Consider the following 25,817-nt stretch of genomic DNA (forward strand, 5'->3'; position numbering starts at 1 on the left):
GAATTTTCAGGAGAAGATCATGACGAAAGCTGTGAAATACAGAGAGTATAAATCTATAGACTTGGCCAAAGTAGCTTCCGAAGTGCTGGCAGACTGGAAGCAGAAGAAAATTTTTGAAAAATCTGTAAACTCAAGAGAGGGCCGCCCGACTTTTACTTTCTACGAGGGACCCCCATCAGCTAATGGCACACCGGGTATTCACCACGTGATGGCGAGGACGGTGAAGGATATTTTTTGTCGTTACAAAACGCAGCAAGGCTTTCAGGTAAAAAGAAAAGGCGGTTGGGATACCCATGGTCTGCCTGTTGAACTTCAGGTAGAAAAAGAGCTGGGCATCACCAAAGATGATATCGGCAAGAAAATATCAGTTGAAGAGTACAACCAGAAGTGCCGTGAGGCGGTGATGAAGTTCAAAGGGCAGTGGGACGACCTCACTGAGAAAATGGGCTACTGGGTCGATTTGGATAATCCTTACATCACCTTCGAGAAAGATTATATTGAGTCTGTCTGGAATTTATTGCAGAAGTTTTACGACAAGGGTCTTCTTTACAAAGGCTACACCATACAGCCGTATTCACCGGCAGCAGGCACCGGTCTAAGCTCTCACGAACTGAACCAGCCGGGCACGTATAAAATGGTGAAGGACACCACCATTGCGGCGCAGTTTAAAATCGAAGGAACAGAAAACGACTACTTCCTGGCCTGGACCACCACCCCGTGGACTTTGCCGGCCAACAACGGTTTGGCTGTGGGTAAGGAGATCGCCTACGTGAAGGTGGCCACTTTCAATCAGTATACTTTTGCGCCGGTAAATGTGATCCTGGCAAAAGACAGAGTCAGCGCTTACTTCAATCAGAAGGCCGCTGACCTAAAGCTTGAGGACTATAAGCCGGGTGACAAGTTGATTCCTTTTAAAGTGGTTCAGGAGTACAAAGGCAAAGAACTGGCCGGCATGGCCTACGAGCAGCTCGTTCCTGTGGTGAAGCTGGAAAAACCTGCTTTCACTGTGGTGATTGGCGACTTTGTGACGACCGAAGACGGCACAGGCATCGTGCATATCTCCAAGACCTTTGGTGCGGATGACTTTCGAACCTCCGTGCAGAACAACCTGCCCGGTGTTTTTGTAAAAGATGAGGGTGGCTTTGAAGTGCCTATCGTTGACAGGAAAGGAAAGTTTGTCAATGAAGTGGGCGCCTACCTGAAAGCCAAGATGAAAGAGTGGGACATCACCGCCCACAAGGAGTATGACGAAGACGGATTTTATGTAAAGAACTATAAAGAGGAGGATGAAAGCGATCCGAATTTCAAGTCGACGGACGTCATTATTTCCATCATTCTCAAGCAGGAAAACAAAGCCTTTAAGGTAGAGAAATACGAGCACACCTATCCGCATTGCTGGAGAACAGACAAGCCGGTGCTTTACTATCCGATGGACTCCTGGTTCATCAAAACCACAGCCTACAAAGACAAGCTGGTTGCACTGAACAACACCATCAACTGGAAGCCGCAGTCGACCGGAACCGGCCGCTTTGGCAACTGGCTGGAGAACCTGGTAGACTGGAACTTAAGTCGCAGCCGTTTCTGGGGCACGCCCTTGCCTATTTGGGCAACAGACGACAGGTCGGAAATGAAATGCATTGGCTCATTTGCCGAGCTGAAGGCAGAATCAGAAAAGGCTGTGAAGGCAGGCCTGATGAAAGCACCTGTGGCTGACGACATGGACCTTCACCGTCCTTTTGTAGACGATGTGGTTTTGGTAAGCGATAGCGGTCGACCAATGAAACGTGAGACGGACCTCATCGACGTTTGGTTCGATTCGGGTGCCATGCCCTACGCACAGTGGCATTACCCATTTGAAAACAAGGAAGTATTTGAAGCCAACTATCCTGCGGACTACATCGCCGAGGGAGTAGACCAGACCCGTGGCTGGTTCTTTACACTCCATGCAATAGCAGGTATGCTGTTCGACAGTGTAGCCTTCAAAAATGTGATTGCCAATGGCCTGGTGCTGGATAAGAACGGCAATAAAATGTCGAAGCGCCTGGGCAATGCCGCCGACCCTTTCCTTACACTGGAAAAGTACGGTGCCGACCCCACCCGTTGGTACATGATCACCAACGCAAATCCGTGGGACAACCTCAAGTTTGATATCGATGGAATAGTAGAAGTTCAGCGCCGTTTCTTTGGAACCCTGTACAATACCTACAATTTCTTTGCACTCTACGCCAATCTGGATGGTTTTAACTATAGTGAGGCTGCCGTTCCTTTGAATAAGAGGACAGAGAGCGACCGGTGGATTACCTCTCGCCTGAATACGGTGAAAAAGCAGGTGGCAGAAGCCTATGACGATTACGAGCCAACCAAGGCTGGTCGGTTGATTCAGAATTTTGTTGTGGACGATATGTCCAACTGGTATGTGCGCCTGAACAGGAAGCGTTTTTGGAAGGGTGAGTACAACGAAGACAAGAAAGCGGCTTACCAAACGTTGTACGACTGCCTGGAGACAGTAGCTCGCCTGGCAGCACCGATTGCTCCTTTTTATATGGAGCGTGTTTTCTCTGACCTCAATAAGGTGTCAGGAAGGGAAACCGAAGAGTCGGTGCACCTGGCAGCTTTCCCTAAGGCAGACGAGTCGGCTATTGACAAGGAGCTGGAAACGAAGATGGCGTTGGCTCAGGAGGTATCGTCTTTGATTCACTCGCTTCGCAAAAAGCAGATGATCAAGGTGCGTCAGCCATTGTCAAGAATTCTTATTCCTGTACTGAATGCTTCTACCAGGCATTATATCGAAGCCGTGGAAGACCTTATTTTGTCAGAAGTCAATGTGAAGGCGATAGAGTATATCGACGATACATCCGGCATCCTTGTAAAAAGCATCAAGCCTAATTTCAGAAGGCTGGGTCAGCACCATGGCCCGATCATGAAGGACATTACCGTTGCAGTGAAGGAAATGACACAGGACGATATCGCCAGCCTGGAGGGTACTGGCAAATTCTTACTGAAAACAGCCAAAGGCGACATTGAGCTTACGCCGGAAGATTTTGAGATTTCTTCTGAGGACATCCCTGGCTGGTTGGTTGCCAGTGAAAATGGCCTGACTGTCGCCCTCGACATCACCATTACCGATGACCTGAAGAGGGAAGGGATCGCCCGTGACCTTGTGAACAGGATACAAAACCTGAGGAAAGACATGGGGCTTGAGGTACAGGACAAAATCAGGCTGTCTGTTAAAGAAAGTGAAAAAATGGTAAATGAGGCTTTGATTAGTTTCAAAGACTATATTTGTAGTGAAACCCAGGCCCTTTCGCTTGAAATGGTGGGAGATCTGACTGACGCTGTTGTTTTGGATATGGATGAGTTTAACCTCGAAGTCAAAGTAGCCGTTTAAAGAGATCAATCGTCGAAGCCAACACCAAACATTGTAAACTAAGGACAAAGTGAAGTATTTTAAATATTACCTACTGGCCATTGCAATGATCATTTTGGATCAGGTAGTTAAGTTGGCAGTACACTTCAATATGGAAATGGGCGTGGCCGGGCAGATTTACCTCCTTGGCGACGTATTTAAGCTTCACTATCTCACCAATCCGGGCATGGCCTTCGGCATGCAGCTCGGCAGTGAAAACGGCAAACTTATTCTTACCGTTGTCAGGCTCATAGCCATGGTCGTGATTGCTGTTTACCTCTATAGGTTGGCTAAAAAAGAAGTACACAGCGGCCTTTTATGGTGCGGTGCGCTTATACTTGGGGGAGCCATTGGTAACCTGATCGACAGTGTTTTCTACGGAGTCTTTCTTAACAACGCTCCTTACGACGCACCGAATCCATGGTTTCACGGCCAGGTAGTTGACATGTTTTACATCGACATCTGGGAGGGCAGAATCCCCGAGTGGGTGCCTTTGTTCGGTGGAGACTACACAGCTCTTTGGCCCGTTTTCAATGTCGCAGACGCCTCAATTTTCGTTGGCGTGGCAATTATTATCATATTCCAGAAGTCATTTTTCAAAGAAGCTGACCACGAAGAAGGAGATGCTACTGGCGACTCTCAAACTTCCATGGTGGGGCAGGTTCCTTCTGATGACGACGAAGCACGAAATGCCCAGTCGGTAGGGTAAGCTGCAGGGGATAGTCTCACGCAAAGGCTTCCAAGACGTAAAGAAGACTTTGAAATCCTTTCTTTGGAGTGATGTTTCAATTTAAGCTGCCAGTCCACGACTTTAACTCGGGCCTCTGCAAGTAGTTCGCAAATAGTCGACAAAACGTGTAACTTCAGTCTTCCCCAACCTGTCAAACCAACGTAACGTTAATACAGGTATGTCGAGCTTTTCAAAAGAGATCAAACTTATTGCGGTCTGGCTTTCTGCCATTATCGTTTTCCTCACAGCCCTTTTTCTGGTCAATCAGGTCTATCAGATTTATCACCTGGCGCTTGGTGTAAACGAAACTTTCGGAAGGGTGGTACTTGTTGCCCTGATAGCCATTTCCGCAGGCATTCTGCTGGTGCCTGTTTTTCTCTTTTTGCGGTTGCCGCAAACCCTCACACCTCCTAAAGAGGAAGACCAAGTCCCCAAACATAAAAGGAGAGTATTTCAACGGATTAGAAAAAATAAACTGTTGATCGCCGAGGGTCTTGTTCCCGCCTCTGAGGATCAATTGGAGGTTTCGCTAACCCGACTCAATGAGGAGGCAGACAAGATTATCAAACAAACGGCGCTGTCAGTATTCCTTACTACGTCCATCTCTCAAAACGGACGGCTGGATGCCTTCACCATCCTTTTTACCCACTCACGCATGGTGTGGAAAATTTGCCATTTGTACCACCAGCGACCAGGTCTGAGAGATCTCGCCCACCTTTATGCGAACATCGGCGCCACCACTTTTCTCGTATCCGAAATTGAAGACCTCGACATCAGTCTACAGCTTGAGTCGCTGCTATCGGGTGTAACTAAAAGCACCTCATTTTCTTCTATTCCGGTGGTGGGCCCCACGGCCACACTGGTGATGGATTCGCTTTTCGAAGGCTCCACAAATGCCTTTCTTACCCTGCGGGTCGGCATCATTGCCCGGCAATATTGTAGCTGCGTAACCACCTGGGATAGCAAAAAGGCAAGGAAAAACGCTACCCTTGAGGCTGGAAAAATGTTAAGTCAGATTGTGACCCAGGGGTCAACAAAGGTTGTCGGCGGCATTCTGAAAGCTGCAAAAAATGCAGGATTTCAAAGCATTAAATCTGGGGGCCAGGCCATAGTGAAAGCGGGCACCAAAATCACAGAAGGGGTTTCTTCTGCTGCCAGGAAAGTCAATCCTTTTGGAAAAAGAAAATCCGAAGCCAGGGAAATGGATCAATAGAAATAACGAAGATGCTTTGGACGGCACTTTGCTTCGACGTATTTTGAAGGCCTATTTTTAGTTAATTTCACCTATTCAACAAACCTGGAACTTAATCCATGGAAACATCTTTCAAAAACAGAGCTATAAAAGCTATCTTTTTCTTGCTTTTAGGGCTTCTGCCCTCACTTTTGGCCCAAAGCCAAACTGTTGACTTAGATTCACAGATTCCAGTCGATAAAAATGTCAGGATCGGCACGCTGAAAAATGGAATGAAATACTATATCCGACACAACGACCGTCCCGAAGACCGGGTGGAGTTGCGGTTGGTAGTAAATACCGGGTCGATTCTGGAGGATCCAAGCCAACTCGGCCTTGCTCACTTCACGGAGCACATGGCCTTCAATGGCACAAAGAATTTCAAGAAAAATGAAATCGTCAATTACCTGCAATCTATAGGTGTGCAGTTTGGAGCGGACTTAAATGCCTACACCAGCTTTGATGAAACGGTCTACATTCTGCCGATTCCCACAGACGATGAAAAAATTGTCAACCAGGGACTTCAGATTCTGGAAGACTGGGCACACAATCTCACTTTTGAAGGAGAGGAAATAGACAAAGAGAGGGGTGTGGTGATTGAAGAGTGGAGGCTTGGTCAAAGTGGTGAGCGCCGCATGCTCGACAAATACCTGCCAGTGATTTATAAGGATTCGAGGTATGCGGAGCGCCTTCCAATAGGCACCAAAGAAAACCTGGAGACCTTCCCGCATGAAGCGATCAAGCGGTTTTACAAAGACTGGTACCGTCCTGACCTGATGGCTGTGGTAGCCGTGGGCGATATTGATGTAGCAGTGATGGAGGCCAAGATTCAAAAGTACTTTGGAAGGATACCTGTGGCTAAAAGCCCAAAGAAAAGGGAAGAGTTTAAGGTGCCTGATCATGCCGATACCTATGTTTCTGTGTTGGCTGACAAAGAAGCTACCTTCGCCCAGGTTCGCCTATATTTCAAAACCGACCCGGAAGAGGAGACAAAAGCCAGTGACTACAGAGACTTTCTTGTAGAGAGAGCTTTTACCGGGATGTTGAATAAGCGGCTACAGGAGCTAACGAGAGAAGCTGAGCCACCATTTGTATACGCAAGCACCAGCCATGGCGGCACCTGGGCAAGAACGAAAGATGCATTTCAGGCCTTTGCGGTAGCAAATGAAAAAGACATAAAAGGCGGACTTCAGGCCATGATTACCGAGCTGGAGCGGGTTCGTAGGCATGGGTTTACTTCAGGCGAGTTAAAGCGCTACAAGCTCGACTTGCTGAAATCATACGAAGTCGCCTACAACGAAAGAGACAAGTCGGAGTCGGAGAATTATGTGGACGAATATGTCAATAATTTCCTCGAAAAGGAGCCGATTCCGGGCATTGAGTGGGAATACAACTTTGCAAAGGAGTATGTTGAAGGCATTGGTCTTGATGAGGTAAATGCGCTTATCGAAAAATGGATCACAAAAGAAAATAGGGTAGTGGTGATCACCGCACCTGACAAGGAGGGTGTGGTGCTGCCAACTGAGGATGAAGTGAAAGGCGTGCTCAACAGGATCAGGATATTAAAAGTTGATCCTTACGAGGACGAAGATTTTGGTGAGAGCCTGATGACCACCTTGCCCAAGCCAGGCAGCATTGTGTCAGAGAAAAAGAACGAGGCGTTGGGTATTACCGAGCTCGACCTTTCGAATGGAGTGAAGGTGTTTTTGAAGCCGACCGACTTCAAGAACGACGAAATAGTGATGACTACCTGGAGTCCCGGGGGGCACAGCCTTGCTTCCGATGCCGACTACCAGTCTGCCTCTAATGCGGCCTCTTTGGTGGATCAGGGCGGTATTGCCGACTACGATATTACCACTTTGCAAAAAGTGCTTGCAGGAAAGAGCCTTGGCGTTACGCCATTTATCAGAGAGTTGAGTGAGGGCGTGCAGGGCAGCACGACGCCAGCTGACATGGAAACGTTCTTCCAGCTGACGAATATGTATTTCACAGCCCCAAGAAAGGACGAAAAAGCGTTCCAGTCATTTATCACAAAGAACAAGTCCATCTTGTCGAATGTGATGGCCAACCCACAGTACTACTTTGTGGATCAGGTGCAACGTACGCTTTCCAACAACAGCATCAGAGGAGGCGGCTTCCCGACAGAGGCCGATTTGGATAAAATCGATCTGGACAAAGCGTTCGCCTTTTACCAGGACAGGTTCAGTGATGTGAGCGACTTCACTTTTTTCTTTGTCGGAGCATTTAAAGTAGACGAGATCAAGCCTATGCTGGAGCAGTACATTGCCAGCTTGCCAGCCTCAGGAAGAAAAGACCAGTGGAAGGACGTTAGTCCACGGCCACCAAAGGCGCCGTTGGAGAAAATAGTGAAGAAAGGAGTCGATCAAAAGAGCCAGGTAATCATGTATTGGGATACAGAGCAGGAGTTTGATAGGAAACAGTCATATTATCTGTCAAGCTTTGGGGAGGTAATGACCATTAAGCTGGTTGAGTTACTTCGTGAGGAAAAAGGTGGTGTGTACGGCGTAGGGGCCAATGCCAATGCAGAGAACATGCCGTACGACCACTATACCTTCCAGGTAAGCTTCCCTTGCGGACCAGAAAATGTTGAGGAGCTGGTGACGGCTACCCTGGATGAGCTGAAGAAGCTCCAGAAGGAAGGCGTGAGTGCTGAAGACTTGAAAAAAATTAAGGAAGGTCAACGTCGGCAACTGGAGGTTAGTTTGAAAGACAATAGCTTCTGGGCCAATACCCTGCGCAGCTATTATTATCAAGGATGGGATCCTGAAGGTATCCTGAAAGCGAAAGAAAGGATTGAAACCCTGACTTCAAAAGACATGCAGGAGGCGGCTAAGAAATATATCGATCCTGAGAAGTTCATCAAGTTGGTGTTGATGCCGGAAGAATAGGGGAAATAGAAAGATATAATCAGGGCATGCCTAATAGGTATGCCCCTTTTTTTGGCACCTTTTTAAAAACGATCATGTTTCTACAAGGCTAATATTACCAAACCCTGTTGTTTTTCTGATTGGCCCAAACCACAAGTAACGTTCGAACAAATGCAGTGCTTCTTCACCTGGGTGAGCGCTGGAGATAATACCCTACTAGTTCATTCACGATTTCATCAAAATGTTCATCAACAACTGCGGATGTTTGATTGAGGTGAAGATTAGAGCAAACAGAGGGTCAATACGTTGATTTGCTCTACTTTTGGCTACCAACCTAGGCGTTCTATTGGCGTAAATGAGAGCTGGGTTAACTATATTTATGATATGGAAAGAAAAATAGATTTACATATAGAAAAATTACCAGAAGGGGTCTACCTGGCAACTTCTGATGCTATTCAGGGGCTGGTTGCCCAGGGAAGGACAATTTCGGAAACGCTTGAGATCGCCAGAGATGTGGCCAAGAAACTGCTCGAAGCGCAGGAAGGAACTAATCCCATTGTGCTTCCTGAGTTCGATAATGAGTTTGATCTTCCGCTGGTGATTGGGATGTAATGGGTAGGTTGTCGGGCTTTAAATACCGTGAGATTGTAAAAATGCTAAAAAAGCTAGGTTTTTCATTTCATAGGCAAGCGGCCGGTAGCCATGAAATTTGGTGGAACGAAAGCACTGGTAGATTCACCACAATACCCAATCATCCTGGAGATATGCCAGAGGGAACTTTGAGAGCAATTCTCAAGCAATGCGATATTGCACCAGAAGAATTTCTTAAAATGAAGTAGAGGCTCTTTTTCGAAGAGGCTTTATTAGAGCCATAATTTAATTTTCCGTTAAAGCGTTTCTAATTTCCTCGAGCACCATAAGAATATTCCTCTCAACTTCTTCATTGGTGAATCTAATCACTCTCAGGTCATGCTCCGTTAGGTCGTGGGTTCTCCCTCCATCATATTCATTTTGCTCTTTAAGGTCATGAATTTTGCCACCCGGATCTATCACTAGTTTCGCTTCATGACAGTAAAAAATGACAGTAAAAATCTGCAATGAAACCAGCCACGGGATGCTGCCTTCTAAACTTATGTCCGCCTAGCTTTCGTCCTCTGAGGTTTTGCCATAGCAGGTCTTCTGCTGCTGTGTGGTTCTTGCGCATATTTATTGCGTACTCGAAGAGGTTGCCTTGTGCGTTTTTGTGGAAGTCTCGTTTCGGCATCTGTATTTCAAGGTGTTTTCCTCACCCCGGCCCTCTCCTTTGGGAGAGGGGGCTCGCTCAGCAGGCTGCCGAGTTACTTAATCCTTCTCCCCGGGGAGAAGGGCAGGGATGAGGTTTCTTCTTCAAGATATTTATTCCAGAAGCAAATCAAAAACCATTATTAATTGGGAATTGTACTCCCTCAGCTCGATTTTACTTAGATAAGGTAATAAAATACTATATTCTCCATTATTTACCGAAGGGCTGACTTTACTACCATGAAATAGCCATAAGGAATACCCTACCCAACGGAATGAATAACCAGTCAACAGACTACGATCTATTCCGTAATGGTACAGGCTATTCCATCTGGCCTCTAAAAAGTAAATTTTATGCAGATGAAACTATTCAAGAAAGAAGAGCCACAACCAATAGAAGTAGCCGGACATGAGCTGTCTTGCCCGATTTGCTACAACAAACTGTTCTGGTCAAGGAGGGCTCAAATGAATTCCGCTGTGTCAAGCTTCTTCAACCTCGACTGGACTGACCGAACCGCCACTTGCTTTGTCTGCTCAGAATGTACGCATATAGAGTGGTTCCTGGGGTAATTTATTGCGAATCTGTTTTAACCATGACTTTTTGAGAGGCCACGCCATGGCGCCCAAGAAAAGCAACCAACCCCACCAAACACCCCCAAGCCAACCAATCCCCCATCTTCGAGTAGACAGTTGCTATTCCTTTCGTTGCCAGATGACTGACCATCACATGCTCACCCACTGAGCTAAAGTCATTGGAGCCTAGTACTTTTCCATAGTAGTCTGAAGCAATGGATGTGGCATTGCTAACGGGGCGCAGCAGCGAAAAACCATTTTCTATAGCTCTGACTTTGGCCATCCAGGCGTGATACGGAGCAATCTCTTTCCAGTCGCCGGAAGGGAGCAGCATTATGTCAGCGTTTTGCTGCCCTGCCTGCCTCATCAGGTAGGGGAAGTCGGCGTCGTAGCAAATGGAGATCGCAATACGCCCAAATTCGGTGTCGATTACAGGAACCTTTCCATCGCCGTGTATGCTGGGCTCTACCAGCGGCACAGGCTTATTTTTGAAAAAGGTGTTGAGCACTTGCCCATCAGGGCCAATAAACAAAGCCTTGTTCTCCAGGTACTTCGAGCCCATGGTGACTTCGCCGGGGATAATAGAGGCCATTGTTAACAGCAGATAGAATTGGTTTTCATTTGCCAAACGCCTGGCTTTGGCAATAAGCTTGGCTTCCGTGGCTTTGGTGGTAAAAAGGAGCCCTTCGGAAAAAGAGACAACCCTGGCCCCGGCAATTGCTTCCTTTTTAGCGACAGAGAGCATGCTGTCCTGAAAGGCTTCCATTTGTCGATGAGAAGCACCGAAAATTGGGTCACCTGGGTTTTCAATAAACTTCACCAAACCTTTGTTTAGCTCCTGGAGTTCTGGGGAGGTTTGCGTAAGCTTGGCCAGATCAACATCCAGTCGGCTTCCAAACACAGCTTCATAGGTTGACTGAAGCAACTCAAGGTTTTGCCCTGTGATGCCAGCCACCCTTACAGTAGTTGTTTCGTCCTGCCATAGTGTGTTGATTCTTAGGCTTCCGCCAATTAGGATCACTGTAAAGATTGATAAGAAGACAGTAGCTGGTTTTTTTATTGAGGAAAACCTAAGGCCGTTGGAATACCATGCCACCAAAAGTGCTGAAACCCAGGTAATGAGAAAGGTAACACCCCATAAGCCAGTAACAGCAACTAGCTGCATCAAAACATCATTATTCACCTGGGTATAACCAATCGATCCCCAGGTGCCACCCCCATCGAAACCATTGAGGTAGTCGTAAGCCACATAGAGGCACGGAAACAGCAGAGTAGCATACCAGCCCTCAACTCTTTTTGAAAGCAAGCGGAAAAGAAAGAAGGGAATCAAGTGCTTCAAAGCACCAATCAGTGCGATCACCACAAATACGATGGTAGGGAAAGGCATGACTTTGTAACTGCCAATCAACGACGAAACGTAAAGAACCGACAACCCCATTAACAGGCTTTTCCAGGGCTTGTATTCTTTCATCAACAAAATAAGGAAGGCCGGAGCTACCCAGGCAGCCGGAGCAAACATCCATTTAACTGATAACAGTGAGAAGCTGATCGTGGCCAACAGCCAAAGTGCAATAGTTTTTGTGTTTGTGAAAGTTTTCATAATGTCTTTGTTTTTTGAACAAAGGAGACATATTGTACTCACTCCCACGACCGACTGCCGGAAGTCGAACGCTTTTTCAAAAAAATTGCAAAAGGTTACTCCCACTTCCAGGCTACTAAATGTTTTTTTGCCGGGACAGAAATCCGAAGCTTTTTTATTCAGGTTGAAGCGGCCAGTTTCTGAAGAGCTTCTTTCCTAAATGAAGAAGGAGTGGTTCCCGTCTTTTCTTTGAAGATGGTGTTGAACGACGACTTGGAATTGAAACCGACCTCGTAGAGAACTTCCAGTACTGTAAGCTTTGAGTCGGGTGAATTGGACAGGATGGTCATCGCCTCATTGATCCGGTAAGAATTGATAAAGTCATAGTAGTTCTGACCGAACAGCTCATTCAGCACTTGAGAAAGTTTCCTGGGGGCCACGTCCAGTTTTGCGCACAGCTGCTCAAGACTTATTTCTGGATCCAGGTATGGTTTTTCATTTTCCATCAGCTGAATCAGTTTGTCCTTCAGTGCTTGTTTTTCTTCGCTCCCAAGAGATGAGCTTGTGTATTTGGCAGTGTCCTTTTTTTCAAGCCCTGCGAATATTTCAGGTTGTTGTAAGCCTTTGAAAACGACAGCATTCACGAAAAGAAAAAAGAGCCCCACCACTATGGCAAAGGTGGGCTGAAACCAGGCGTCAAGCCCTGCATATGGAGCCATCACATTCACGAGGGAAAATAATAGAATGCCTGTCATGGTCAGTATGAGGAAGCGTAGCCAGGCAAGGCTGATTTTTTCAGTGGATGAAAAAAGGTCTTTGATTCGCTGCTGATAGAAACTGATTCCCTTCAGTGCCAGAAAGAAGTAGGTCAAAACATGGCCATAAACTAAAGCTACTGAGAAATAGAAGCCCGGAGGCAGCTGTCGGTCGGCGATAGATTTTTGTATGAAAAGTTGTTCTTCCTGGCTGTAAGAGTGATAAAAGACCTGAAAAGTAATTGTGATAATTATAAAAGGAAGGAGATGAAGCAGGTGGGAAGTTTTCAGTTGAAACCCTTCATAAACTACTGACCGGGTGTAGAACAATAGCAAAGGACCGAGCAATAAGGCAAACCCGTCTTCGAGGTGGGCAATGGCCGGGTATTGTTGGTAAAAGCCGGTAAGGCCGATAAGGCCGTCGGAAAAATTGATTCCCAAAAACAGAAAGAATAAGGCGAGCAGTCGATTGCTTAGCTTTTTACCTTTTTTAAGGGCGAAGAGAAAAAAGGCAAGCAGCAATACTTGCAAGATAATGATGGGTAGAAGAGTATTTAAAACTATATCCACCGCTCTTCCTTTTACTGAAACACAATATCCTTCAACACCTTCTCCCCAAACTCCTTCTTGAAGATGTCGAGTACCTTGGCTTTGTTTAAATTCATCTCGCTTTTGAGTGGGGCGGACGTAAGACGCACGAACAACACGTTGTCTTTTACAAAAAGCTTGGAGGTGCGGCTGGCAATAGGCTTACCCATGAGTCGTTCCCAGGAAGCAAGCAGCCTGGTGTGATCAAATTTCTCCTCAATATGGTAATTCTGGAGCATTTCCCTGATTACATCCTTCAGCTCCAGCGACTCGTTTTTTCTATCGTCCTTCTTTTTGTACATAACTTCCAATCTTAAAACTCAATCTCCTCTACCTTTCCTTCTTCCACTTTGAAGAGCTTCTTGTCTTTTTTCAGCCCTTTAAAAAGCGTCATGGTTCGTTCTGGTCTCGCATCCGTTACAAACAGCTGCCCGAAATCGTCCTCTCCCACAAGTTCCATCAATTTTTTGATGCGATCGTCATCAAGCTTGTCAAATATATCGTCGAGTAGTAGGATGGGCGCAAATCCTTTTACCTGGCTTGTGATATCGAACTGGGCAAGCTTCAGAGCGATCACAAAAGACTTTTGCTGGCCCTGAGAGCCAAACTTTTTCACAGGTTCTTCCTCCAGCAAAAACTCAAAGTCGTCCCGGTGGATGCCAAAAGTGGTTCTTTGCAAGGCCATGTCCTTATCAATCGCCTTTTTGAAGTTTTCCTTCCACGAGGCATCGGAAAGCTCAGAAACGTACACCACCTTGGTTTGCTCGGCCCCACCAGAGAGCCATTGGTAGCGGGGACTGAACAAAGCCTCAAACTTTTCGGTGAAGCCTCGTCGGCTATCGAATATCAATTGCCCCGACTTCATCAAATGCTCATCATACACTGCTAGCAGCGTTTTGTCCAGCCTTCTGGTTTCACCGTACTGTTTCATCAGGCTGTTCCGCTGCTTAAGGTAGTGGTGATACACCATCAGGTTTTCGAGGTAGCTGGCATCCAGTTGAGAAATGATGCTGTCGAAGAATTTCCGCCTGCCTTCGCTGCCTTCCCTTATCAAGTCTGTGTCGTTGGGGGCGATCAACACCACGGGAAAGCGACCTATGTGGTCAGCCAGTTTCTCGTACTCTTTTTGATTCACTTTGATGAGTTTTTTCTGCCCCGGTTGAAAAGCTACCTGCACCTGTTCGCCCTTTCCAGCACCCTTTTTTGCAGCCTTCCATTCGCCTTTTATAAAAAAAAGCGGATCGCCTTTCCTAATATTCTGACTGTCAACACTATTCAACGACCCTTTTGTCATCGACAAATAGTGGATTGCATCCAGCAAATTCGTCTTTCCTGAGCCATTTTTCCCCACAAAACAATTTATACCCCTTGAGCAGTTAATAGCAAGTGACTGGTAATTTCGGAACGACTCAAGGTGCAGGTTACTCAGATACATTTACTTTTGTTGAATGAAGGCAATTTACTTATTTTGCGGGGGTTAAAACTGCCAGCTGATTTCCAGGGCAGGGTAACACAACATCCCAAAAGTAATATTACAATTCGTAGACACAGAAATATTTCCAATAATGGCTAGTGTAAAAGATAAGGCGAAGGCAAAAGCAACGGCGAAGGACAACTTTTCGAATGAGACCTACATGTTCTGGTATGAAACCATGCAACTGATGAGGAAATTTGAAGAGAAGGCGGGACAGTTATACGGTCAACAAAAAATACGTGGCTTCTGTCACCTTTATATTGGCCAGGAGGCTTGTGTGGCGGGCGCTATTTCTGCCCTGGAAACAGGCGACAAGTATATCACAGCGTACCGTGATCACGCCCACCCAATTGGCCTTGGATCCGACCCTAAAACCATCATGGCCGAGCTTTACGGTAAAGAAACCGGTATTTCGAAAGGCAAAGGAGGCTCCATGCACATGTTTGACAAAGAGAAAGGCTTCTTCGGGGGACACGGGATCGTTGGTGCACAGGTTCCACTAGGCTTGGGGATTGGCTTTGCTGAAAAATACCAAAAAACTGGCAAGCTGTGTGTAACGTACATGGGCGACGGTGCTGTAAGGCAAGGCGCCTTCCACGAAGCGCTCAACCTGGCGATGACTTATAAGATACCAGTGATCTTCGCTATTGAAAACAACGGCTATGCAATGGGTACATCTGTTCAGCGTACTTCTAACGTAACGGAGCTATATAAACTGGGTTCTGCATACGACATGCCTTCCTTCCCTGTGGATGCCATGTCGGTAGTCGATGTGCACCATGCATTTGCTGAAGCAGCCGAGCGTGCCAGAAAGGGCGATGGCCCCACCCTGTTGGAACTTCGGACTTACCGTTACAAAGGACACTCAATGTCTGACCCTGCCAAGTACCGCACCAAAGAGGAACTGGAAGAGTATAAAGCAAAAGACCCCATTGAGCAGGTTCGCCAATTGATACTCGATAAGAAAATCGCTAAGGAGGCTGATCTTGACAAGATCGATGACAAAATAAAGGACCAGGTAGCTGAAGCCGTCCAGTTCTCCGAGGACTCAGGCTGGCCTGATCCGTCAGAATCGTTAAAAGATGTGTATGCTCAGCAAGACTACCCTTATTTGATGGAGTAGCATAGTACTGATCATTGGTCATAGAAGCAAAAAGAGCTACCCATCAGGCAGCTCTTTCTTTTACATAATGAATGAAACTTACACTTTTAAACGGATATTGACTTTTTCCAGTAAACTGGTTATGTAGATAACCAGTAGAGAAAACAGCAATGTTTTGATAAGACCCACGGCCCCAACTGTGGCGAATTCGGGAAGCCAGGCTGCAATCGTGACCATAAAGATCGGGTAGAACCAATAGGGCACCAGGTAGCAGGTGAGTGTGCTTCTTCCCGCTGGTGCCAGAAAGCCAGCCCAATTCGTCTTCTTCCACACGTCGGCAATCAGATAAACCAGCGTAAACGAAATGGTGCTTATCCCAGCGCAGATGGCCGTCCAGGAAGGTGTAGCCCTGATTTTAGAAATTCCCCATTCAGGGCGGGTAATGAAGCCAAAAGCCAGAGAAATAACAGCAAAGGCCAAACAGGCGGTTAGAAAGAGGCTCAGTTTGTTCTTTTGAGCAAAATAAGTGAGCATAAGGCTTACCCACACGCCGCTGAGCACACTGGCGTGGTTGGAGGCACTTACTACCAGCAATCCTTTTGGAAGAATTCCTAGTATTCCATTCATCTGGTGGATATTGAATAGATAGAAGGCTACTAGAACTGCTGATATGACAAGTATTCTATCACCTACAAATACATAAATAACTGAGCAGAAAAGGTATGACCAACCAATGAGTCCAAGAATACCCCACCAATGAGTCTTCATCCAGACAGGATTGTCTGTCGGCCCTCCTTTATATATGGCACACAGGGCTATAAGAATGCCGATGCCTGCTACCTGCATCACCCACTCAGGCACTTTACCGAAGGCCTTTTTGTCTTTATAGTTGTTCCAAATGAGAATAAACCCAATAGCCATCAGGATTTGCCAGGCTTGCTTTGAGATGGGAATTAATTCTTTGTTGATGCTCTCCAGATTCACCATCATTACCCCCATCACAATCAGGGCCAGGCTTCTTTTAGCGATGTGGATAATCACCTCAGTATTGTTTTCATCCTTGGCCCTGCGTGCCTTAATGGCCATGGGTACCGAAAGACCTACTATGAAAAGAAATGCTGGAAACACCACGTCGGCCAGCCCAAGGCCGTCTTCGTTACCTGCTTTGTGGCCCATCCATTCCGGCACTTCACTGAGCGACCATAGGTCATTCACAAAAATCATGAGCAGCATGGTAAGCGCTCTGAAAATATCTATAGAGGCGATGCGATTGTTCATAGCCGTTAGCGTCATTGTACCTGACTATTAATCGCCGAAAACATAGCATTAAAACAATTGGCCTGACCATCTTCCGAGGTGCCTTTTTCCTTTAGCTCATAGTATTTGTCGATAAAGCCGTCGGCACCACTCCATACAGTGTGCATCATACCCAGGTATCTTTCCTTCAGTACTTTACTGCTGTTTTCTCTTAGCGCTAGTGTCTGTGCTACTTGCTTTTTGGCAGGCTCCGGCCTGTTCCATGGGCAAGTGATTACCGAGAGACCTTTCATAGCCAGATAGGCCGCTGTTGGGTCGGCCCTTTCATAATGCCAGTCGCAAATGACCACATCTTTGGGAATCAGGTCGACCGCCCTGTGCGTGTTGTTCATGCTTGCTTCCCACATCCCCAAGCCGGTATCGCTTCCGTCCAGTAGTCGGTCTCCCCAAATCCACAGCTTTCTCCCTTTTTGCGCCAGGTGATTTCTAATAGTAGTCACTTCTCCTGCAAATAGCTCTGCCTTGTCTTTGCCTTTGCAGCGAGGGCATTTGTCGTCGCCTATATAAAATACTTCGTCCATGCCAGCGTGGAAAGTTTTTGCCTCGAACACTTCCATTATTTCGTCTACCAGATCAAAAACTACCTTATGCACATCGGGATGCAATGGACAATAGCTCTTGCAGTAGAGGCCGTCAGGGTTTGGCCATTCATACTTTTCCGGCATCGTTACATGAGGAGTTTCATCAAACTGAGGATACTCTGTCAGCAGGGCATAGGTGGTGCTTGCCCACGATTGATGCCCTAGCAGGTTGATCTGTGGGATCAATTCAATATTGCTCCGTTTCGCAGCCGCCACCAGCTTTTTAACTTCCTCCCTGGTCAAGCCATCGTTGTCGGCAAGCTTTGGGTAAGACTTGTACTGATACTTCCAGTCAACCCTCAACACCAAAGTGTTTACATGGTTGGCCGTTAGTTCATTTTCCATGAATTTGATGAAGCGATCAAGGCCTTTGGAGCTGGGCGCAACTATCGCCAGCCCCCGCACCGGCATGATGGAATCCAGCGGCTGAGCCTTGGCAATGCTCCCCAGGCTGAGTATAAAAAGAAAAGCGATTTTTTTCATAGTGGTGTTCTTTAGCAGATAATGTGTCACCATACAATTTAAAAATATTATGGTGTTTGCGCACACAATTCACTGGAAAGGTGATGAGTGGTAATAGCTGCGATAAATAGGGGGGTTAAAATAATGTGGTTGTTTAATGGCTGATAGTCTTTATTTTATCGAAAAAAATATATCTTTGCGACCTCAAAAGATTAGGATAAATGGCGAAGACTAAAAAGGCGTCAGCTAGAAAGGGTAAAGAGCACGGAAATGATTTGTTGGAAAGCCCTGAAGCTTTAGCTGAGCAACTCACCCGTACAGAAGAATTTCTTGAAAAGAACAGGCAGCTGGTATTTGCCATAGGCGCTGTTATTATTTTGGGAGTCACTGGGTTCATATTTTACAACTACTATCAGTCGAACCAAAACACTACAGCCCAGAAGGAGCTTTTTCAGGCGGTGTACTACTTCGAGGCTGACAGTCTTGGACAGGCCCTGAATGGTGACGGAAACAACTATGGTTTTCTTGACATCATTGACCTGTACGGTAGCACGAAGGCCGGCAACCTGGCGAACTTTTATACTGGAGCCACCTACCTGAAAATGGGTGATTTCGAATCAGCTATTCGTTACCTGAAGGCCTTTGGCGCATCTGACGATTTGGTGCAGGCCAGAGCTTACTCACTCATTGGAGATGCTTACATGGAGCAGTTGGACTACAAGAACGCAGCAGACTACTATCAGCAAGCATCAGACTATAAGCCGAACAAGCAGTTTACGCCTGTGTATTTGACCAAAGCGGCGATTGCTTATGAAAGACAAGGAGATTTAAGTGCAGCACTGAAGTGTTACACAACGATAGTAGATAAGTTTTACGGAGCAGCTGAGTACCAGGACGCCAAGAAACACAAGGCCAGACTGGAAGCCCTCGCTTCAAAATAGTTGATGAAAACATCGGCAGAAGGAGGGATAAAGATAGCTTTATCCCTTTTTTGTTTCTAAAAACCAAAAAATGGCGTCTTCAGAAAAGAACTTGAGCAGTTTCTCCGGCAGCAACGTTGGGGACGTAAGCAAAAAGAAATTTGGGATAGTGGTCTCTGAGTGGAATGAAGAAGTGACAGAGGCGCTTTTTCAGGGTGCTTACGGGGTGTTGGTAAAGCACGGGGTAAACAGAGACAATATAATCAGGAAGAACGTACCCGGCAGTTTTGAGCTAAGCCTGGCTTCTCAGTGGCTGGCTCAGCAGGCAGACATTGATGCTGTTATCAGCCTGGGTTGCGTGATACAGGGCGAAACAAAGCATTTCGACTTTATATGCCAGGCTGTAGCCAATGGCATTACGGAGGTCGGCTTGAAGTACAATAAGCCCGTAATTTTTGGAGTTTTAACCACCAATAATAAGAAACAAGCATTGGAAAGAGCTGGCGGAAAGCACGGAAACAAAGGTGACGAGGCAGCCATTACGGCTATTAAAATGCTTGGATTTTAAACCTATCTAGTAACAATGATTGTAGTAAAATTCGGAGGTACATCAGTTGGGAAGCCTGAGCGGATGCATTCTGTGAAGGACATTGTGATGAGTGTGCCGGGCCAGAAGCTGGTCGTTCTTAGTGCGGTATCAGGCACCACCAATGAACTCATTGCGATTTCTGATGAGTTCTCCAATGGCCATATTGAGGGGGCACTTGACAGAACAAGAAAGCTTTATGCTCAGTATGTTGACTTTGTGCAACAGCTTTACGCAACTGAGGAAGGCAAGCAAAAGGGAACAGAGGTAATTGACAGGTACTTCCAGCAGATAGAAACGCTTGTAAAGCAGCCCTTTTATGGCAAAGCCAACAAGCTTCTCGTGGCTCAGGGGGAGATTATTTCGACCAGTCTTTTTTATGAGTACCTCAATGAGATTAAGGTGCCGGCTGTGTTTCTTTCAGCACTCGACTTCATGTACCTTAAAGACAATGGAGAGCCCGATCTTGATTTGATTTCCGAAAAGCTGAGGAAAATTTTGGCAGGCATTGATGATAAAAGTGTAATTGTTACGCAAGGATACATCTGCCGGAACTCTTCTGGCGGTGTCGACAACTTGAAAAGAGGTGGAAGCGACTATACCGCTACCCTCATCGGGGCGGCCATCAAAGCGGAGGAGGTTCAAATCTGGACGGATATCGACGGGATGCATAATAACGACCCGAGGATTGTTGAAAATACAATGCCTATTGCAGAGTTATCGTTCGAAGAGGCCGGTGAGCTGGCATACTTTGGAGCAAAAATCCTGCACCCTACCTGCATTCTTCCGGCGCAGCAAAAGAATGTACCGGTTCGTTTGAAAAACACTTTAAATCCAGCTGCACGGGGAACCTTGATTACATCTAACAAAAATCCAGACGCCATCAAGGCCATTGCTGTCAAAGATGGCATCACAGCCATCAAAATCAAGTCTACCAGAATGATTCTGGCCTACGGCTTCCTTAGGAAAATTTTCGAGGTTTTCGAAAAGTACCAAACTTCTATCGACATGATCACGACGTCGGAGGTGGCTGTGTCTCTCACCATAGACGAGCCTACTTATCTGAACGAGATCATCGAAGAGCTGAAGCCCTACGGCACCATTGAGGTAGACAAGAACCAGTCGATTGTGTGTATTGTAGGTGACTTTGTTGCCGACAAGAAGGGCGTAGGCAAAGATATCTTCGCTTCGCTTGAAGACATACCAGTCAGAATGATTTCGTACGGTGGAAGCAAAAACAATATTTCCCTGCTTATCGACACCATCTACAAAACAGAAGCGCTGAAAGTTTTGAACAAGGGATTATTCAATTTATAATCCCTGATTCTTTTTTCAAACAGGGTGGATATAGAAGAATATCAGCCATACGATTAAGAATAGAGGCAGGAGGATCGGAATCGAGAACCGCAGTATGTAGCCAAAGAAAGATGGCATTTTGATGCCTATTTGCTCGGCTATCGACTTCACCATAAAGTTAGGGCCGTTGCCTATGTAGGTCATGGCACCGAAGAACACTGCGGCAATTGAAATTGCTTTGAGCGCAAGGACAGAGTCAGCGTAAGTGCCACCAGCGGCAAACGCCACCACATCTTTGACCTGCCCAATATCTCCTCCTTTGGCAGCCATGGCTGCAGTTAGAAAGTTAAGATACGTAGGAGCGTTGTCCAGGAAGCCCGAGAGCGCACCGGTACCCCAGTAAAGTGAATTATGGGTAATGAGTGGAGCACCCGCCTCGGACTGAGCGAAATTGCTCACCAGCTCAAGAGCGGGCATCATGGTGCCGAAGATTCCTATAAAGATAAAGGCGACCTCTCTAATAGGCTCAAAGTTGAAGTCGTTGCCCTCCAGTGCTTTTTTCTCTGCAAACTTGAATGAAAGGAAGGCAGCGGAAAGCATAATGACTTCCCTAATGAAAGAAAATTTCTGTCCCTCGTAATGGATGGCCGGAACCCATTCTAACACATTCGGATCAAGGAAAACAGAAAGAATAATAACCAAAAGCCAGCCGAAGTTTCTGGCACCGACTACGGTTACCTTATTGGTGAAATCCTGAGGATCCTCGCCGAAGCTATAGTCCGCTTTGTTGTTTCTGTCGATTAAGTAAAAAATCCCGGCCAGGAAAGCAAGCGCAAAGACCCATGAAACGCTGTTGTTCAATAGTGTCCAAAAGAAGGGGACCCCTTTCAAAAATCCCAAAAACAGCGGCGGATCTCCAATAGGAGTGAGAGAGCCACCAATATTGCTTACCATGAAAATAAAGAAGATGATGTGGTAGGCCTTGATCCTATTCTTGTTCAGCCGGATAAACGGCCTGATCAACAGCATGGAAGCCCCGGTGGTGCCAATGATATTGGCGATGACGGCCCCGACAAGCAGAATAATTATATTAGTCAGTGGTTTTGCCTCTTTGTCGACATTGATCATGATACCCCCACTTGCCACAAAAAGGCCAGTCAGCAAGGCTATGAATTGAATATATTCCGCCAGAGCGTGCACTGGATTGTGCACGTTGTGCAACACAAACAGATAGTAGAGCACCACTAGTATAGCCAGCGAAACAGCTACAATTGGATAGTTTTTGTGCCAAAAGTGCTCGTAGAACAACGGCCCGGTGGCAATCATCAAAAGTAGCAGCACGAAAGGAATCACCAGCCAACCGGGTGCACTCGGGTGCTCTCCTTCCTCAGCATGCCCATCCTCGGCTGTGCCAGGGGTTTCTTCGGCAATGTCGCTCAAGGCAATATTGGCTGCCACCTCATTGTTTTCATGCAATGCTTTTGCCTTTACGTCGTTGGCAAAAACGCCCGTTATAAGAGCGACACTAAGGCACAGAAATATTGCAATTTTTTTCATTAAAGGCCGATCAAAGTAGAGTGTTAGGTTCTGGAGGAGCGGCGGTACCGCTTTGCCAATTAGCTCCTCTTATTTATACACTTGGTTAATTCCTGCTTAAATAAGTTGTTTTAGTGCGATTTCAAAAGAAGTTTTAGGTATTTGTTGACCGTGATTATTTAGCTGGTATGATTTCGAAAGAGAGCGCCCCGATAAGCTTGGAAACACGGTGTATCAACACAGCTTCCGCTACCAGATTTTTATCTCCGTCGAGCATAAGATAGGTAAAAACTATCTACTATTCTAAATAGAAATGACTACCCGGGTGACTGGCACTTCCAACACCACTAGTGACTGATGGAGCTAACAAGATGCGGTGTACTTGTTTTAGCTATTGTATCGACGCCTTAAAATTTCCATGCAAGCTTCCCGCTGACACATCTTTTTTGCTGCCAGTCACTTGCGAAGAAACGTTGGGTTGCCCGAGAAACCTTTGCAACGCAAGAAAGGCAAATACTAATGCTTCCTTGAACTCAACAGTTTTTCGATCCGGCGCCTCGTAGGTAAATCTTCCTTTGCCATAACGATTAAGTGCATCCATTAGGAACCCATTTAGCGCACCGCCACCTGTTACCATTACTTTTTCCGTAGAAGATCCAAGGCCATCCATTCCGTTATTCACCTGAAAGGCAATGTGATGAGTGAAAGTGTGGAGGGCATCTTTCACAGGTGTGTTGCTGTTGTCAAGTAAAGGTGCTACTTCTTGCTCGAACCATTCGTACCCCAGAGATTTTGGGCCTTTTTGCTGAAAATAATCAAGTTTGTTGAGTGATCGAAAAAGTGAATCATTCATAGATCCTGTTTTTGCCACTTCACCATTTTTGTCGAAGCTCATCCCAAGCTTCCCCGCCAGGTGGTTGAGCCCCATATTGCAGGCGCACGTATCAAAGCCTTTCATGGTGTTTTGACTGTGCAAGGCGACATTGGCTATGCCACCAAGATTGAGAAAGGCATTGTAGGCAGGGAAAAGGTGGTGCTCGCCATAGGGAACCAGAGGGGCACCTTGTCCACCGCTCAGGACGTCTTGAAGTCGGAAGTTGGCAATGACCGGTAGCTGAGAAAAATGGCTGATGGCTTCAGGATTGCCTATTTGAAGCGTAAGAAGTTTCTCAGGCTGATGAAACACGGTGTGACCATGCGACCCAACAAATAGTGGCTTAAGATCATGCTTTCTGCAAAATGCATGTACACTGGTGCCGAAGAATTTTCCGAGCTCGACATCAAGCAAGGACAGGTCAAGCCCCGACAGTGTGACAGAGCCTTTGAGCTTCTGCTGCATTTCGTCTTCATAAGCCATTGATTCAGCCGCCTCGATGGAATAACCCCACTTGTCTTTTTCATGCCGAAATCTGCACGCTGCCACGTCGAGCCCATCCAGAGAAGTCCCCGACATAAGGCCAATCACAAGAAACTCTTTTTCCATAATTGCATCTATATAGGTAATATCGCCGACTAATTGTTTACTGTACTATGACCGCCGCTATTGACATAGGTAACACAAGGTGCAAGATAGGTTTTTTTGAAAATGACTCGCTTATTAAGCTGAAAACAAGCGTGGCTTTTGAAGCTATTGTGGGTGCCCTCAAAGGGGAGGAGGTGTCGGAGGTGATTGTAAGCTCCGTTGGCAAAGACGTAAGCAACCTGGGGAAGGAACTGTCTGAAAAATATAAAGTTGTCAAATTGACCCATCTGCTACCGCTCCCAATCTTTCTTGACTACAGCAGTACAGATACCCTTGGGACCGACAGAATAGCGGCAGTAGCGGGAGCTTTCCATCTTTATAGGGGAAAGAACTGTCTGGTAATAGACGTGGGTTCCTGCATTACATATGACATCATCACCAGCGATGGCTACTATAAAGGTGGAGCTATTTCTCCCGGAGTAGAGATGAAACTAAAATCAATGCATACCTTTACGGCCCGATTACCGTTTATAGAGCATCCCGAATGGGTTGATCTGCCGGGAAAGGATACAAAAACATCAATGATCAATGGGGTATTGCACGGGACACTGGCAGAAATTGAAGGCATGATAGAGAGGTTCTCTGGTTTGCTGCCAGACTTGCAGGTGATTATGTGTGGTGGTGGGAGTAATTTTTTTGAATCTAATATAAAACACCACATCTTTGTACGCTCCGAATTGGTCCTCATCGGACTCAACAGTATTTTAAGGCACAATGAGAGGAATTAGATTGGTTATTACGGGCTGGGTAGCATTGTTTTGCTGTGCCACTTCCTATGCACAAGTTACACTTTCACCATTCACGCTATATGGCATAGGTGACATCAAAGAGGGGAGTTTTGCGAATCAATTTGCCATGGGCGACCTGGGCATAGGTACGCCAACGGTATTTCACATCAATGGGATGAACCCGGCTATGCTTACCCAGAACCTGATGTCCACTTTCCAAATGGGTGTAGCTGCGGATATTAGGACGCTGTCCAGTTCAAACGGCAGCGATAGAAATGGGGGTGCTAACCTCGCCTATTTTGCCTATGCTTTCCCAATTGTATCAGGCAAATGGTCTTCCAGCTTTGGGCTGGTGCCATTAAGCAGAATGAACTACAACATTGGCTACACCGCCAACGTGAACAATTCCACTACTCAGGTAGATTATCTTTTCAAGGGAAACGGTGGTCTTTCAAAGGCGTATTTCTCTAATGGATTCAAAATATACAAAGGACTTTCGCTCGGCGTTCGTGGCTCCTTTGTTTTTGGAGAGTTTAACAAGTCGGCAGAAACGTTTTTGCTGGGGCTTACCAGTGGCACCAACTACACCACCGCCTATAAAGAGAAAATCAATTACGCAGATTTCGAATTTGGAGGAGGTCTTCACTACCAACAAAAGTTGACTGAAAGAACAGCAGTCAACCTGGGTGTTGTATACGATCTTCCTTCATCTATTTCAGGTACTCGATTTGCCGGGCTTGAAAGAAGAAGTACAGGCGGCTCCACACCCGGCGATACACTGATTCTGGATCAATCAGTTGCATTTAATTTGCCAAAAAAACTGGGATTTGGCGTTTCGTTCGAAAATCTTAATAAATTTACAGTTGGCTTTGATGCAAGGATTTCCGAATGGAATGAGAATCCGTCTCCTGAAATAGTTAGCACCACTTATCAAAAAGGGCTAAAATTGGTTTTAGGAGGAGAATATACACCCGATATTAGCAGCGTGGATAGCTATTTGGCACGCACAACATTCCGGTTAGGGGCCGCTTGGGAGAGGTTGCCCTACTTGGCCAATGGGAATGACGTTACTGACTTTGGCATAAACTTTGGGTCATCTTTCCCAATGGGTGTGTCAAGTTTTGATGTGGCGGCCAAAATCGGGAGAAGAGGTAGTGTGACGGATAACTTGATAAAAGAGAATTACATTCAGATATATATTGGAGCAACCATCAATGACAGAGGTTGGTTCGTTAGACGTAAATATGACTAAAACTAAGTAA

Annotated in this window: 23 protein-coding genes; 13 read left to right on the forward strand and 10 right to left on the reverse strand. The window is 46.3% G+C overall.

The genetic code is table 11. The features are described from left to right. Positions 1-19: 19 nt before the first annotated feature. The 6 genes from ileS to GC130_RS28270 all read left to right on the forward strand — a co-directional run bounded on the left by ileS (position 20) and on the right by GC130_RS28270 (position 9,094). Positions 20-3,388 (forward strand): isoleucine--tRNA ligase, encoded by a 3,369-nt coding sequence (gene ileS / locus GC130_RS28245; protein ID WP_152001717.1) that lies wholly within the window; start codon positions 20-22, stop codon positions 3,386-3,388. A gap of 49 nt (positions 3,389-3,437) precedes the next feature. Next, positions 3,438-4,115, forward strand: coding sequence for a lipoprotein signal peptidase (locus GC130_RS28250; RefSeq protein WP_152001718.1), 678 nt, complete (start codon positions 3,438-3,440; stop codon positions 4,113-4,115). A gap of 199 nt (positions 4,116-4,314) precedes the next feature. Continuing rightward, positions 4,315-5,349, forward strand: a complete 1,035-nt coding sequence (locus tag GC130_RS28255; protein WP_152001719.1) for a DUF697 domain-containing protein — start codon at positions 4,315-4,317, stop codon at positions 5,347-5,349. A gap of 98 nt (positions 5,350-5,447) precedes the next feature. After that, a complete protein-coding gene (locus GC130_RS28260; RefSeq protein WP_226940639.1) occupies positions 5,448-8,276 on the forward strand; it encodes a pitrilysin family protein in 2,829 nt (942 codons plus the stop codon). Positions 8,277-8,639: 363 nt separating this feature from the next. After that, a complete protein-coding gene (locus GC130_RS28265) occupies positions 8,640-8,867 on the forward strand; it encodes a type II toxin-antitoxin system HicB family antitoxin (protein ID WP_152001720.1) in 228 nt (75 codons plus the stop codon). Continuing rightward, a complete protein-coding gene (locus GC130_RS28270) occupies positions 8,867-9,094 on the forward strand; it encodes a type II toxin-antitoxin system HicA family toxin (protein ID WP_152001721.1) in 228 nt (75 codons plus the stop codon). The genes GC130_RS28265 and GC130_RS28270 overlap by 1 nt, the downstream gene beginning before the upstream one ends. 37 nt (positions 9,095-9,131) lie before the next feature. On the opposite strand, the gene GC130_RS29165 is transcribed toward GC130_RS28270, so the two are convergent. Both GC130_RS29165 and GC130_RS29310 read right to left on the reverse strand, forming a co-directional pair. After that, entirely contained in the window at positions 9,132-9,308 is a 177-nt protein-coding gene (locus GC130_RS29165; protein ID WP_236583004.1) for a DUF559 domain-containing protein, read from the reverse strand. Positions 9,309-9,318: 10 nt separating this feature from the next. After that, entirely contained in the window at positions 9,319-9,519 is a 201-nt protein-coding gene (locus tag GC130_RS29310; RefSeq protein WP_236583005.1) for an endonuclease domain-containing protein, read from the reverse strand. A 377-nt stretch (positions 9,520-9,896) separates the two neighbouring features. Here GC130_RS29310 and GC130_RS28280 point away from each other — a divergent pair, with 377 nt between their 5' ends. Further along, positions 9,897-10,106, forward strand: a complete 210-nt coding sequence (locus GC130_RS28280; RefSeq protein WP_152001722.1) for a hypothetical protein — start codon at positions 9,897-9,899, stop codon at positions 10,104-10,106. A 1-nt stretch (position 10,107) separates the two neighbouring features. Here GC130_RS28280 and GC130_RS28285 read toward each other — a convergent pair whose 3' ends face one another. The 4 genes from GC130_RS28285 to GC130_RS28300 form a co-directional block, all read right to left on the reverse strand. Further along, the gene (locus tag GC130_RS28285; protein WP_152001723.1) at positions 10,108-11,709 is read right to left on the reverse strand and encodes a nitrilase-related carbon-nitrogen hydrolase; all 1,602 of its coding nucleotides are present in this window, start codon (positions 11,707-11,709) and stop codon (positions 10,108-10,110) included. Between the two features lie 158 nt (positions 11,710-11,867). Further along, on the reverse strand, positions 11,868-13,013 hold the full coding sequence (locus tag GC130_RS28290) for an AraC family transcriptional regulator (RefSeq protein ID WP_152001724.1): 1,146 nt from the start codon (positions 13,011-13,013) through the stop codon (positions 11,868-11,870). Between the two features lie 11 nt (positions 13,014-13,024). Continuing rightward, positions 13,025-13,333 (reverse strand): DUF721 domain-containing protein, encoded by a 309-nt coding sequence (locus GC130_RS28295; protein WP_152001725.1) that lies wholly within the window; start codon positions 13,331-13,333, stop codon positions 13,025-13,027. An 11-nt stretch (positions 13,334-13,344) separates the two neighbouring features. Continuing rightward, on the reverse strand, positions 13,345-14,466 hold the full coding sequence (locus GC130_RS28300; protein ID WP_152001726.1) for a DNA replication/repair protein RecF: 1,122 nt from the start codon (positions 14,464-14,466) through the stop codon (positions 13,345-13,347). Between the two features lie 130 nt (positions 14,467-14,596). Here GC130_RS28300 and pdhA point away from each other — a divergent pair, with 130 nt between their 5' ends. After that, complete coding sequence (gene pdhA, locus GC130_RS28305) at positions 14,597-15,628, forward strand: pyruvate dehydrogenase (acetyl-transferring) E1 component subunit alpha (RefSeq protein WP_152001727.1); 1,032 nt, start codon at positions 14,597-14,599, stop codon at positions 15,626-15,628. Positions 15,629-15,706: 78 nt separating this feature from the next. On the opposite strand, the gene GC130_RS28310 is transcribed toward pdhA, so the two are convergent. Both GC130_RS28310 and GC130_RS28315 read right to left on the reverse strand, forming a co-directional pair. Beyond that, positions 15,707-16,885: a DUF5009 domain-containing protein gene (locus GC130_RS28310; RefSeq protein WP_193218048.1), complete on the reverse strand. Its 1,179-nt coding sequence runs from the start codon at positions 16,883-16,885 to the stop codon at positions 15,707-15,709. Positions 16,886-16,896: 11 nt separating this feature from the next. Next, positions 16,897-17,988, reverse strand: a complete 1,092-nt coding sequence (locus tag GC130_RS28315; RefSeq protein WP_152001729.1) for a family 20 glycosylhydrolase — start codon at positions 17,986-17,988, stop codon at positions 16,897-16,899. Positions 17,989-18,188: 200 nt separating this feature from the next. On the opposite strand from GC130_RS28315, the gene GC130_RS28320 reads away from it, so the two are divergent. From GC130_RS28320 to GC130_RS28330, 3 genes are all read left to right on the forward strand, one after another. Beyond that, positions 18,189-18,908, forward strand: a complete 720-nt coding sequence (locus tag GC130_RS28320; RefSeq protein WP_152001730.1) for a tol-pal system YbgF family protein — start codon at positions 18,189-18,191, stop codon at positions 18,906-18,908. A 70-nt stretch (positions 18,909-18,978) separates the two neighbouring features. Beyond that, positions 18,979-19,455 (forward strand): 6,7-dimethyl-8-ribityllumazine synthase, encoded by a 477-nt coding sequence (gene ribH / locus GC130_RS28325; RefSeq protein WP_152001731.1) that lies wholly within the window; start codon positions 18,979-18,981, stop codon positions 19,453-19,455. A 15-nt stretch (positions 19,456-19,470) separates the two neighbouring features. Further along, positions 19,471-20,790 (forward strand): aspartate kinase, encoded by a 1,320-nt coding sequence (locus GC130_RS28330; protein WP_152001732.1) that lies wholly within the window; start codon positions 19,471-19,473, stop codon positions 20,788-20,790. Positions 20,791-20,805: 15 nt separating this feature from the next. Here GC130_RS28330 and GC130_RS28335 read toward each other — a convergent pair whose 3' ends face one another. Together GC130_RS28335 and GC130_RS28340 are read right to left on the reverse strand one after the other, a co-directional pair. After that, positions 20,806-22,326, reverse strand: coding sequence for a sodium:proton antiporter (locus tag GC130_RS28335; protein ID WP_152001733.1), 1,521 nt, complete (start codon positions 22,324-22,326; stop codon positions 20,806-20,808). Between the two features lie 370 nt (positions 22,327-22,696). After that, the gene (locus tag GC130_RS28340) at positions 22,697-23,788 is read right to left on the reverse strand and encodes an anhydro-N-acetylmuramic acid kinase (protein WP_152001734.1); all 1,092 of its coding nucleotides are present in this window, start codon (positions 23,786-23,788) and stop codon (positions 22,697-22,699) included. Positions 23,789-23,835: 47 nt separating this feature from the next. Here GC130_RS28340 and GC130_RS28345 point away from each other — a divergent pair, with 47 nt between their 5' ends. Further along, positions 23,836-24,555: a type III pantothenate kinase gene (locus tag GC130_RS28345; RefSeq protein WP_152001735.1), complete on the forward strand. Its 720-nt coding sequence runs from the start codon at positions 23,836-23,838 to the stop codon at positions 24,553-24,555. Further along, a complete protein-coding gene (locus GC130_RS28350; protein ID WP_152001736.1) occupies positions 24,542-25,807 on the forward strand; it encodes a hypothetical protein in 1,266 nt (421 codons plus the stop codon). The genes GC130_RS28345 and GC130_RS28350 overlap by 14 nt, the downstream gene beginning before the upstream one ends. Positions 25,808-25,817 lie beyond the last annotated feature (10 nt).

Origin of the sequence: Imperialibacter sp. EC-SDR9 (assembly GCF_902498805.1) — a bacterium.
In the GTDB taxonomy this organism is placed as follows: Bacteria; Bacteroidota; Bacteroidia; order Cytophagales; family Cyclobacteriaceae; genus Imperialibacter.

Coding starts and splice junctions, on each gene's coding strand:
- GC130_RS28320 (WP_152001730.1), top strand. CDS start 18,189: ATGGCGAAGACTAAAAAGGCGTCAGCTAGAAAGGGTAAAGAGCACGGA.
- pdhA (WP_152001727.1), top strand. CDS start 14,597: ATGGCTAGTGTAAAAGATAAGGCGAAGGCAAAAGCAACGGCGAAGGAC.
- GC130_RS29310 (WP_236583005.1), bottom strand. CDS start 9,519: ATGCCGAAACGAGACTTCCACAAAAACGCACAAGGCAACCTCTTCGAG.
- GC130_RS28340 (WP_152001734.1), bottom strand. CDS start 23,788: ATGGAAAAAGAGTTTCTTGTGATTGGCCTTATGTCGGGGACTTCTCTG.
- GC130_RS28300 (WP_152001726.1), bottom strand. CDS start 14,466: ATGTATCTGAGTAACCTGCACCTTGAGTCGTTCCGAAATTACCAGTCA.
- GC130_RS28270 (WP_152001721.1), top strand. CDS start 8,867: ATGGGTAGGTTGTCGGGCTTTAAATACCGTGAGATTGTAAAAATGCTA.
- GC130_RS28280 (WP_152001722.1), top strand. CDS start 9,897: ATGAAACTATTCAAGAAAGAAGAGCCACAACCAATAGAAGTAGCCGGA.
- GC130_RS28255 (WP_152001719.1), top strand. CDS start 4,315: ATGTCGAGCTTTTCAAAAGAGATCAAACTTATTGCGGTCTGGCTTTCT.
- GC130_RS28260 (WP_226940639.1), top strand. CDS start 5,448: ATGGAAACATCTTTCAAAAACAGAGCTATAAAAGCTATCTTTTTCTTG.
- GC130_RS28315 (WP_152001729.1), bottom strand. CDS start 17,988: ATGAAAAAAATCGCTTTTCTTTTTATACTCAGCCTGGGGAGCATTGCC.
- GC130_RS28330 (WP_152001732.1), top strand. CDS start 19,471: ATGATTGTAGTAAAATTCGGAGGTACATCAGTTGGGAAGCCTGAGCGG.
- ribH (WP_152001731.1), top strand. CDS start 18,979: ATGGCGTCTTCAGAAAAGAACTTGAGCAGTTTCTCCGGCAGCAACGTT.
- GC130_RS28265 (WP_152001720.1), top strand. CDS start 8,640: ATGGAAAGAAAAATAGATTTACATATAGAAAAATTACCAGAAGGGGTC.
- GC130_RS28285 (WP_152001723.1), bottom strand. CDS start 11,709: ATGAAAACTTTCACAAACACAAAAACTATTGCACTTTGGCTGTTGGCC.
- GC130_RS28310 (WP_193218048.1), bottom strand. CDS start 16,885: ATGAACAATCGCATCGCCTCTATAGATATTTTCAGAGCGCTTACCATG.
- GC130_RS28335 (WP_152001733.1), bottom strand. CDS start 22,326: ATGAAAAAAATTGCAATATTTCTGTGCCTTAGTGTCGCTCTTATAACG.
- ileS (WP_152001717.1), top strand. CDS start 20: ATGACGAAAGCTGTGAAATACAGAGAGTATAAATCTATAGACTTGGCC.
- GC130_RS28345 (WP_152001735.1), top strand. CDS start 23,836: ATGACCGCCGCTATTGACATAGGTAACACAAGGTGCAAGATAGGTTTT.
- GC130_RS28295 (WP_152001725.1), bottom strand. CDS start 13,333: ATGTACAAAAAGAAGGACGATAGAAAAAACGAGTCGCTGGAGCTGAAG.
- GC130_RS28350 (WP_152001736.1), top strand. CDS start 24,542: ATGAGAGGAATTAGATTGGTTATTACGGGCTGGGTAGCATTGTTTTGC.